The sequence below is a fragment of the Candidatus Protofrankia californiensis genome (assembly GCF_900634765.1).
Taxonomy (GTDB): Bacteria; Actinomycetota; Actinomycetes; order Frankiales; family Frankiaceae; genus Protofrankia; species Protofrankia californiensis.
Map to the genome: position 1 here is coordinate 3,623 of NZ_CAAAFT010000058.1, position 9,012 is coordinate 12,634.

8 protein-coding genes and 2 riboswitches are annotated in these 9,012 nt (G+C 66.6%); of the genes, 2 read left to right on the plus strand and 6 right to left on the minus strand.

Going from position 1 to position 9,012, the window contains the following annotated elements; all coding sequences use genetic code 11:
- The 6 genes from DD1DGNOD_RS03220 to fbaA all read right to left on the minus strand — a co-directional run.
- On the minus strand, nt 1-335 hold a 335-nt coding region (locus DD1DGNOD_RS03220; protein WP_131769410.1), incomplete at its 3' end, for a DUF6247 family protein.
- Between the two features lie 111 nt (nt 336-446).
- Nucleotides 447-1,898 carry an ATP-binding protein gene (locus DD1DGNOD_RS03225; protein ID WP_131769403.1) on the minus strand — a complete coding sequence of 484 codons (1,452 nt, stop codon included), beginning with the start codon at nt 1,896-1,898 and terminating at the stop codon, nt 447-449.
- Between the two features lie 115 nt (nt 1,899-2,013).
- A complete protein-coding gene (locus DD1DGNOD_RS03230; RefSeq protein WP_131769404.1) occupies nt 2,014-2,448 on the minus strand; it encodes a DUF3151 domain-containing protein in 435 nt (144 codons plus the stop codon).
- Nucleotides 2,449-2,660: 212 nt separating this feature from the next.
- Nucleotides 2,661-3,392, minus strand: a complete 732-nt coding sequence (locus DD1DGNOD_RS03235) for a transglycosylase family protein (protein WP_131765152.1) — start codon at nt 3,390-3,392, stop codon at nt 2,661-2,663.
- A gap of 5 nt (nt 3,393-3,397) precedes the next feature.
- A riboswitch (cyclic di-AMP (ydaO/yuaA leader) is annotated at nt 3,398-3,562 on the minus strand.
- Between the two features lie 518 nt (nt 3,563-4,080).
- On the minus strand, nt 4,081-4,785 hold the full coding sequence (locus tag DD1DGNOD_RS03240) for a transglycosylase family protein (RefSeq protein WP_131765153.1): 705 nt from the start codon (nt 4,783-4,785) through the stop codon (nt 4,081-4,083).
- A gap of 5 nt (nt 4,786-4,790) precedes the next feature.
- Nucleotides 4,791-4,939, minus strand: a riboswitch (cyclic di-AMP (ydaO/yuaA leader).
- A gap of 562 nt (nt 4,940-5,501) precedes the next feature.
- A complete protein-coding gene (gene fbaA, locus DD1DGNOD_RS03245; RefSeq protein ID WP_131769405.1) occupies nt 5,502-6,539 on the minus strand; it encodes a class II fructose-bisphosphate aldolase in 1,038 nt (345 codons plus the stop codon).
- An 833-nt stretch (nt 6,540-7,372) separates the two neighbouring features.
- On the opposite strand from fbaA, the gene DD1DGNOD_RS03250 reads away from it, so the two are divergent.
- Together DD1DGNOD_RS03250 and DD1DGNOD_RS03255 are read left to right on the plus strand one after the other, a co-directional pair.
- A complete protein-coding gene (locus DD1DGNOD_RS03250; RefSeq protein WP_241251186.1) occupies nt 7,373-8,416 on the plus strand; it encodes a CAP domain-containing protein in 1,044 nt (347 codons plus the stop codon).
- A 315-nt stretch (nt 8,417-8,731) separates the two neighbouring features.
- On the plus strand, nt 8,732-9,012 hold a 281-nt coding region (locus tag DD1DGNOD_RS03255), incomplete at its 3' end, for an NAD-dependent epimerase/dehydratase family protein (protein WP_131769406.1).

The following is a 9,012-nucleotide window of genomic DNA, read 5'->3' on the forward strand; positions in this document are numbered from 1 at the left end:
TGTCTCTGGCCATTGGTCACCTCCGGATTTCTGCCTGGCGAGGTGGTCGTTCCGAGCACGCTGGGGTCTCCGGCCTCTATGCGTCGACGGTCCGCGAGAGCACCGGCTTCGATCTCCGGGTTGGCGGTGAGCACCGCCTGCCCCCACCACTTGTCGATCACTGCGGTCACCGGGTCGAGGTTGAGGGTGTTGTCGGCCTCTGCCAGCGCGATCCGCAGTTCCGTCACGAACATGTCGCGATCGTCTGGACGGAGCGCATCACGGATCGCGGGCCCGTTCTTCTCAACGCGGTTGCGGACCCCGTAGATCGGGATGGTGTCGGCCGTACGATCCATTGTTCCAGCCCGTGGGTAGAGCAACGGCGAGGAGAAGCGACAGTGTCGACCGCGTGATCCGCTGTCCTCGTCGACAGAACATGTCAACAGAACAGTTGCCGCCTGCCGCCGTTACGGCGGGGAGAAGATGTCGGCGGCTGTGACGGTGAGGGCTCCGGTCGGCGGGTTGCGGATCTCCTCGCGGGCGCAGATGGCAAGGCGGATCGGTCCGGGACGCTCCGTTGCCCGCCGGCCGTCACCGTCCTGTGGTCCGGTGCCATCGGCATCCAGATGATCTTCCGTGGGCAGGTGGGGCCCCAGGGCACGGATCTTCTCCTGGAGGCCGGCAGCCAGCCGCCGGCCGTCGACGCTTCGCGTCCACTTCGCCTCCCCGGCAAGCACAGGATGTCGGTCTCGGCCGGCCAGTACGACCGCGTCGATCTCGTCCCGGCCGCCGGTGCCCCAGTAGGGTCCGACCGCGACGATGTCCGGTCCCAGCGAACCCGCGACGGCCAGCCGTCGCAGATGCTCCCGGAACGACTCCTCCCAGGGAGCGCCGAAATGGTCGTCAAGGCTTTTGAGCAGCACGGGTAGCAGTGCTTCCCCGAGACCGCGGTCGATCTCGGGGCGGAACCGGGAAAGTATTCCGAGATAGAAGGCGAGAAAGTTGTCGGCGATCCGGTAGACACGGCGCCGGCTGCGAGGAGTGTCGGTCACTGGCATGATTCGCTCAACGAGCCGTAGTTCGATGAGCCGGTCCAGGGTGCGCGCCGGTTCGGCCCGGATGTAGTCCTTAATCTCGTTGTACTGCGTACGGCCCGAGGCGATGGCGTGTAGTACCGCCGCCGGATGTTCGCCGTGCTCCACTTCGGTCGCCAGCACAAGCTGTCCCTCTGTGAGCAGGGATGCGCCGGGTCGGCAGGCCAGCCGCAGCAGGTTGTCGGTGATGCCCGCATCCTGATCCCACCACGACAGGTACAGCGGTACCCCGCCGACCAACCCGTACACGAATGCCCGGTCGGCCGGCGTGAGCCCGGGCAGCATCAACGCGGCCTCGTTCGGGCGGAAGGGATGCAGCGACAGCGACAGGTCGAATCGGCCGTAGAGCGGCGCCCGCTGTTCCTGTAGCGCGGTCATGTGCCGCACCGCCGACCCGCACAGCAGCAGCCGCAACTTGGTCCTACCCGCGGCGCGGTCGAGGAAGGCCCGCAGCACTCCTGGAAGATCCGGTGAGGTTGCGACAATCTCCGGGAACTCGTCCAGGACGACGAGAAGCGGCTCGTGCTCCGCTGTCGCGGCCAGGTCGTCGAGTGCGTCGTCCCAATCGGAGTATGGGCGCGCGAGCAGGTCCCGGAACCGCCCGGGGACGCCGTCCACGACCTGGCGGGACAACTGCGCCAGCTCGCCCGAGGCCGCGCGGCCGGCACCAGTGTGGAAAACCGACCGCCGTCCGGCGGCGAAGCGGTGTAGCAGGGCGGTCTTGCCGACTCTGCGCCGTCCCCATACCACTGCTGGCCGTGGGTCGGTCGAGGCCCACCAGCGTTCCAGCGCTGCAAGCTCTTCGGTGCGATTGACGAACGCCATCCGCCTCTACTCACGTCGCGTGCTACTTACATCATCTGTAACTTACGTCGGATGCTAGTAGGCTGCCGGCAAGCCACGGGTGTTCCGGCGGGGTGGCGTGCCGTTCGCGAGCGGCTCAGATGTCCTTGACTCCCAGGATGTCGGCCACTTCGGGGTCGCTGTCGGCGAGGAAGTCACGACAGCGGGTGGCCTCCTCGGTCTCGCCGATTGCGCTGGCTGCGCGGCCCAGTGCCGCGAGTGCTCGAAGGAAGCCCCGGTTGGGTTCGTGGGACCAGGGAATCGGCCCGTGTCCTCGCCAGCCCGCGCGGCGTAGCTGATCGAGGCCACGGTGGTACCCGGTCCTGGCATAGGCATAGCTGGCCACCGGGTTGCCGGCATCGAAAGAGCGTTCGGCAAGCGTTGCCCAGGCGAGACTGGAGTCGGGGAAACGCCCTGCGACCGTCTCCGGGTCCTCGCCGGTACCCAGCGCCTTTGCTGCGGCGGGATCGAGGGTGAGCTTCGTTGGCGGCGGGCCGCCGAGCAGGTCCGATCGTCCGGATGAGGTTGTCATGGGGTCCATCCTGCCCGGTCCGATCGGCTTCACGTTCGGCCTGCGGGGGAATCCGTCAGGCGATGGACCTGCCGGGAGGGGGTGGGCCGGCAGGTCCATCACATGATCGGGGTCCGAGGGTGGTGGAGCACCGGACGGCGACCGGGCGGAACACGATCGGATCACCTGTGATCTTTTAGCCACGAAATATCACATGATGTACATCTTGTGTGTCACAGGACGGTTGGGTTGGTGACGGTGACGTCCCAGAGGTTCTTGCCGACCACGCCGGCCTTGCCGTCGTCCACCCGAGTCAGATAGGAGTAGAGCGATGCCAGACCCTGGGACTCCCGCCCGAAACGTCCGTCCACCTGGAGAATGAACTTCTTCTGGCGCATCTCGCTCTGCCAGACATAGGCGTCGGGGCGGACCTCGCCGGACAGAGCGCTGGACAGCGTCGTTCCGGTGAAGTCCGCCGAGTCCAGCAGGGCCTTGGCGCGATCCAGCGTCATCGCCGGTTGTGCCGGAGTGATCGCGCGCTCTATCGCACCGGCACTGGACGTGCCAGCGGACGACGACGGTGCCGGGCCGTTGCGGGTCAGGCCCATCTTGGCCGCGCAGGACGGCCACGGGGACCAGCCGCGGGAGTTGTAAAGCTTGTAGGCGGCCTCGTCCTGGAGCGCCGACGGCGCGTCGCTGGGTAGACCGGAGTAACCCAGACCGCGCCAGGTCCCGGTGTCGAACTGGTAGGCGCCGTAGTAGCCGTTGCCGGTGTTGATCCGATAGTTGCCGCCGGACTCGCACTGACGGAGCTTGGCGAAGTCGTCCGCGGTTGCGGCACCTGCGGGTGCGGCCGTGACAGCCAGACCGCTGCCCACGAGTGCTGTTACGGCACCGGTGGTACGCAGGACCTTCATGACGGTGGAGGGATGCTGCGGGGCGCGGTGCCTGCCACCAGACGGCATGTGGGTCGGTCCTTCCCGTCGCCTACGAGGTGAGCTGTCGGGTGCGGGCGGGAACAAGCCCGGCCGGTAGCGCTGATGGGCGCTGCCGGCTTTACCCCAAGGACTCCGTGTGCGGACGTCCGGATGTTGGTTCCCCCGCTCCTGTCCTTGTGGCTCCGCGGTAGATCGTGCCGTACCGGACGGGGACAGGATTCGGCGTCCGTCCGGGCGGCCTCACCGATCCGGTGAGTGGGAAGAACTCTAGCGAGTCTGGCTCTATCGAAGCAAATCGGGGTGTCGGATGAACTACACCCACGTGACTCCTATCACCCGAATGGGCTAAACACCTTGAACAAGTGACTCTACCTGGCGATCCGGACCTCTCTGTGACAGGGTCGTCTTCTTCAGATTTTATAACTTAAAGTGATAAATTCAGTCTTATCCGTATTTCTGGTTGCGCTGACTGTCACCTCTCAAGTGCTCTGGGGAGCAGGACCGCCCGGATCGGTCCCTGGGCCTCTCGGATCGGCTTCCGGACCTCTCAGACGGGCTTCGCCGATCCGGGAGGGACCTCGGATCCGGGCAGGGACCTCGAGTGCGAAGCGATCGTGATCGCGCTGTCTGCGGTCCTCCAGCGCGATCCGCCGCGTGCCTGACCACGGGCGAGCCGGCGGCTGTCGGTCAGGTGAGCCGCCGGCTGTCGGGTCGTTCAGGCGAAGGTGGCCGCCCGGGTCCGTGGGCCGCAGATGCCGTCCACCCGCAGGCCCTTCGAACCCTGCAGAAGGCCGGCCGCAAAAGCCGACTGGGGGCCGTAGCGACCGTCGATCAAGATCTTGTAACCGAGCGCGTTCATCTGGAGCTGCCAGGCTCGTACGTCCGATCGCACCTGATGGATCAGCCCGGTGGTGAACAACGTGCTGTCCGGGGCGTCCAACAGGCTCTCCGCGCTCTGGCGCACCACCAAGCGTCGGGTGCGGGTCGAGTCGGACGGCGAGCTCGGGCTCGCCGACCCCGCGCCGGACGAGCTGGCGTCTGCCGCAAGTTGGTCGGCGCCCATCCCCTGGCCGCAGATCGGCCACTGGCCGAAGCCGGATCGGACAGCCAGTCTCAGCGCGGCCTCGTCCTGGGTGGCTGGAGAGGCGCCGCTGGGCAGCCCCGTGTAGCCGAGACCCTGCCAGGTGCTCAGGGCGAACTGGTAGGCACCGTAGTAACCGTTGCCGGTGTTGACGGTGTAGTTCCCGCCTGACTCGCACTGGCGGAGCTCCGCCCATGTGGTGGCGGCGCTTGCGGGCTGTGACATCACGATGCTTCCGCCCACCGCGGCGACCAGGGCGGGAGCGACCACCAGCGCTCGGGCGCCCATCCGAGCCCGGCCGGTTCCGTGATGTCGACTGCGAGAACGTGCACTGGACATATTGGTTATGCCCTTCCCCACGCCTGCGAAGTGAGCTGTCGGGTTCGGGCTGGGATTGCCCGGCCGCATTTGCGGCTTCACCCCGAGGACGCCCGATATCGGCGCCCGGAAGTGGGTCCCCCGTTCCTGCCGCAAGTTTGGGTTTTCGTCGGACGAGGGCAGGATTCGGCGTGCCGCCCGACGCGTGTTCGCTGTATCGCGAGCACGGCGGAGACCATAACAACAATTGCTGGGCGCCGAACAAGCAGCGAATCCGCTTCGTGAGGATGCACACATCGAGCCGGCCGCTCTTGCCGAGGCTCGGGATCGGATGGTAACGCGCACGTACGCACGCTCATTACTTTCATCGTACTTTTATTGCCGTGGAAACTCCGTATCCCGCCGTGGCGGTGACGATCGGAACCGGATTATCCGGGTAGCGAACCGTGCGTGATCCGGCTGTCCGTATGGTCCAGGTCGAAAACCTGCATCCAGGCGATCGGGTACCTGCGGTGCGAAATGCACCCGATCTCGCCGAACGGGCACCGAATGACGGGACGGGATGCACACCACCGTGATCCGACGATGGTGCGACGTTTCCGAAACCTGTTCCATACCGATGGCGGGTGGCCGTTGCCCCCTGTTCGGGGATTGGTGCCCGCACGCGAACGCTCGCCAGCCGGACGACGGGCCCGGTCTGGCGAGCGTGTTGTTGAGTTGCCCTGCCCGGAGTGGGTTCAGCCGGCGAGGGAACGTCCCACGGAACGCAGGTCCTCGCACGCCTTCACGACCCGGGCGGCCATGCCGATTTCGGCTGCCTTGCCGTAGCTGCGCGGGTCGTACTGCTTCTTCACGCCGACCTCGCCGTCCACTTTCAGAACGCCGTCGTAGTTCCTGAAGATGTGATCGGCAACCGGCCGGGTGAACGCGTATTGGGTGTCGGTGTCCACGTTCATCTTGATCACGCCGTAATCCAGCGCTTCGCGGATCTCGGACAGGTCGGAACCGCTCCCGCCGTGGAAGACCAGATCGAGCGGTTTGGCGTCGGCTGGCAACCCGAGCTTCTGCGCGACATACTGCTGCCCATCCCGAAGGATACTCGGACGGAGTTTCACATTGCCCGGCTTGTATACCCCGTGCACGTTTCCGAAGGTTGCTGCGACCATGTAGCGGCCCCGCTCCCCGGCGCCGAGGACCTCGACGGTCCGCCACATGTCCTCGGGTGTGCTGTACAGCTTCTCGTCGATCGCGCCGACGATGCCGTCCTCCTCGCCGCCGACAACACCGATCTCCACTTCCAGGATGATTTTGGCCTGGTCCGTGTCCGTCAGCAACGCATCGGCAATCTTGAGGTTCTCCTCGATCTCGACTGCGGAGCCGTCCCACATGTGGGACTGGAACAGCGGCTCACGTCCCTCCTTGAGCACCCGCTCCTTGGAGATTGCGAGCAGGGGGCGCAGGTAGGTGTCGAGCTTGCCGGCCGGACAGTGGTCGGTGTGCAGGGCGATGTTGACCGGGTACGCCTTGGCGACATGGTGGGCGAACTCGGCCAGCGCCTGGGCGCCGAGAACCATGTTCTTCACCCTGGTACCGGAGAGAAATTCGGCCCCTCCGGTGGAAACCTGTACGATACCGTCGCTCCCGGCGTCGGCGAAGCCCTTCAACGCGGCATTCAGGGTTTCGCTCGACGTGACGTTGATCGCGGGGTAGGCGAATGCTTCGGCCTTGGCCCGGTCGAGCATCTGCACGTAGACATCTGGGGTGGCAATGGGCATCGGTCTGGCTCCTGTGGACAGTCGGGGCACGACGTGTCCGATTCGGTGATATTTTACCGATTCGGACGTGCGTCGTGCCGGGAAGTTGCGCGAAGGGTATGACGAGCGGTCCCCCTTCGGCGGGCAGGCTGCGACGGGTGAGCGTGGATGGTCTGCCGGGCGTGGTGTTCTATGACGTCATCCTCACTCTCGTCTTCGTCGAGAGCGGTGTCATCCGTCGGTTTCCGGCTACCCGGTGACACCGTCCTGCTCGCCGCCGGGGTTGCTCGCGGCCGACTCGGGCGCGGGCACGTCGCTCACTGTGTGGGAGCACATCCGGTAGATCTTCGATCGCACGGATCTCGCCGCCCCGGCCTGCGTCGACCTGCGTCCAGCAGACATACCCTGGCGACCGGGGTACCGTCGATCGCGATTTCCGGTGCCATGGTTGGTTATGCTACCGGGAAGCGCCCGGCCGCGCCCCCGTCCGAATGCAGTGAGGGCCGTCTGTCCGGCCGGACTCGTGCCTTCTAGCAGCGCTTTGGTACTCCGGCCTCGGGCTTGCGGTCCGGCCTGTTCTGTGGGCACGGACCTTTGTCCCGCCGCGCTCCGGGGCATGGTGATGACGCCGCGGGCCGGTCCGGTCTCGTCGTGGTCATCGAAGTGCCGTAGTCGCCGAAGCGGTCATCGGCGGAGTGGCGCGGCGGACGGGCCCGATGACCTGTCATGCTTGGTACTCGCTATTGTTGACGCCGGCTGGATGGCCAAAGGTGTCCCGATCATGTTGTTCGCGCCCAGGTCTTCGGGCCAGCGGAGGGGACATGCGCGGGGGGACCGACCGGACGGAAGGTTCCATGGATCGACATCGCAGGCACGGCTGTACCCGCCGGAGGTGGTCCGCTGCTGTACCGGCAGTCATCCTCGGTGTTCTCGGGGCCGGTGTGCTGGTCCTGACACAACTCGCCGACCGGGCCGGACCTGCCGGCGCCGACACGTCGGTCGTCGTCTCCCCGGCGTTGGCGTCGTCAACAGCTGCGGTCGCACTCGCTGCCCGATCGGTGTCGCAGCCGATGGCCGACCGCGGCACTGTCGGTGGGATCATGCAGCTTCACGCCGCCGTCCCCGCGGATACGCGAACCTGGGTGGCATTCGTCCTGAAGGGGCCCGGGACGATCGTCCGGGTGGCGCCCGCCGCGCCGTACGAAGCCACCGTCGACACCCGCCTGCTACCCGACGGCGCCTACACGTTGAACGAGATCGTGTTCCAGTCGTACCGAACCCCCTCGGTGCGCGCGAGCCGGTTGCAGATCGTCAACACGCCCCCACAGGCGACCATTGCGCAGGTCCGCGCCCAGCCACAGCCCACGGTCGGCCCGCCGGCCACGCCGACCCCAGTGGCAGCGTCCACGCCGGCCACGCCGCCCCCGGCGACGTCAGCCACGCCCCCGGTGACATTGGTGCTGTCTCCGGCGAACCTGGCCGCATCGGTGGCGACCACGCCGTCCGCCCAGGTCCTGGACGAGGCATCCCAGGTGGTCGCGCTCACGAATGCTGAGCGGGCCAAGGCGGGCTGCGGGGCGTTCACGGCGGATCCCCGGCTGACCACGGCCGCGCAGGCACACAGCGCCGACATGTCCGCTCACAACTATTTCAGCCACAACAGCCAGGACGGTCGGACGCCCTTCCAGCGCATGGCGAAGGCCGGGTACGAGTTCTCCATGGCCGCGGAGAACATCGCCGCGGGTCAGCGCACACCCGCGGAAGTGGTGCGGGGCTGGATGAACAGTGCCGGACACCGCGAGAACATCCTGAACTGCTCGTTGAAGCAGATCGGTGTCGGCTACGCCGCCGGAGGCAGTTACGGCACTTACTGGACGCAGGATTTCGGGACGCCGTAGGTAGATCGAAAAATGTCACTCATGGTAAGAGCGTGTCTGGGAATCCTCGTCCGCCCGGCGAGCCGGACAGACGGTTCTCGAGCACGCTCGAGGGTTCTGGTGATTGTCGCGGTCCGTTCCCGGAAAGTCGTGCTCCCGACATCCGGGTGCGGGCCGCGGCGGCCGTGACCGTCATCACCGGTTAGTCTGACTCTTCGGTCACGTCGGGTCGATACCGAGCGGTCGGAACGACGTGTTGGTAGACAGAGTGTGACGGGATGCAACGTTTATGATGTTGGCTCTTCCGGGACTGCCAGGGGAGCAGGAGGGGGGGACGTGGCTCGCGCGGTCGTTACCGGCGCTGGCGGATTCATCGGGGATGCGGTCGTGCACGAGCTGCGTCGACGCGGCTACGACGTCATACCGGTCGATGTCCGCCGCGGCCCGGGCATTGTCGTGGCGGACGTCACCCGACCAGGAGGCCTGGACAAGCTGCTGGTCGGGGCCGATCTCGTCGTACACGCGGCGGCTGTTGGCACGGGCGGGGGAGGGGAACTGGCCGCGGTGCGCGCTGGGGTGCGGCGCCGGCCGGCGCCGCTTACCGACAGTGAGCTGCG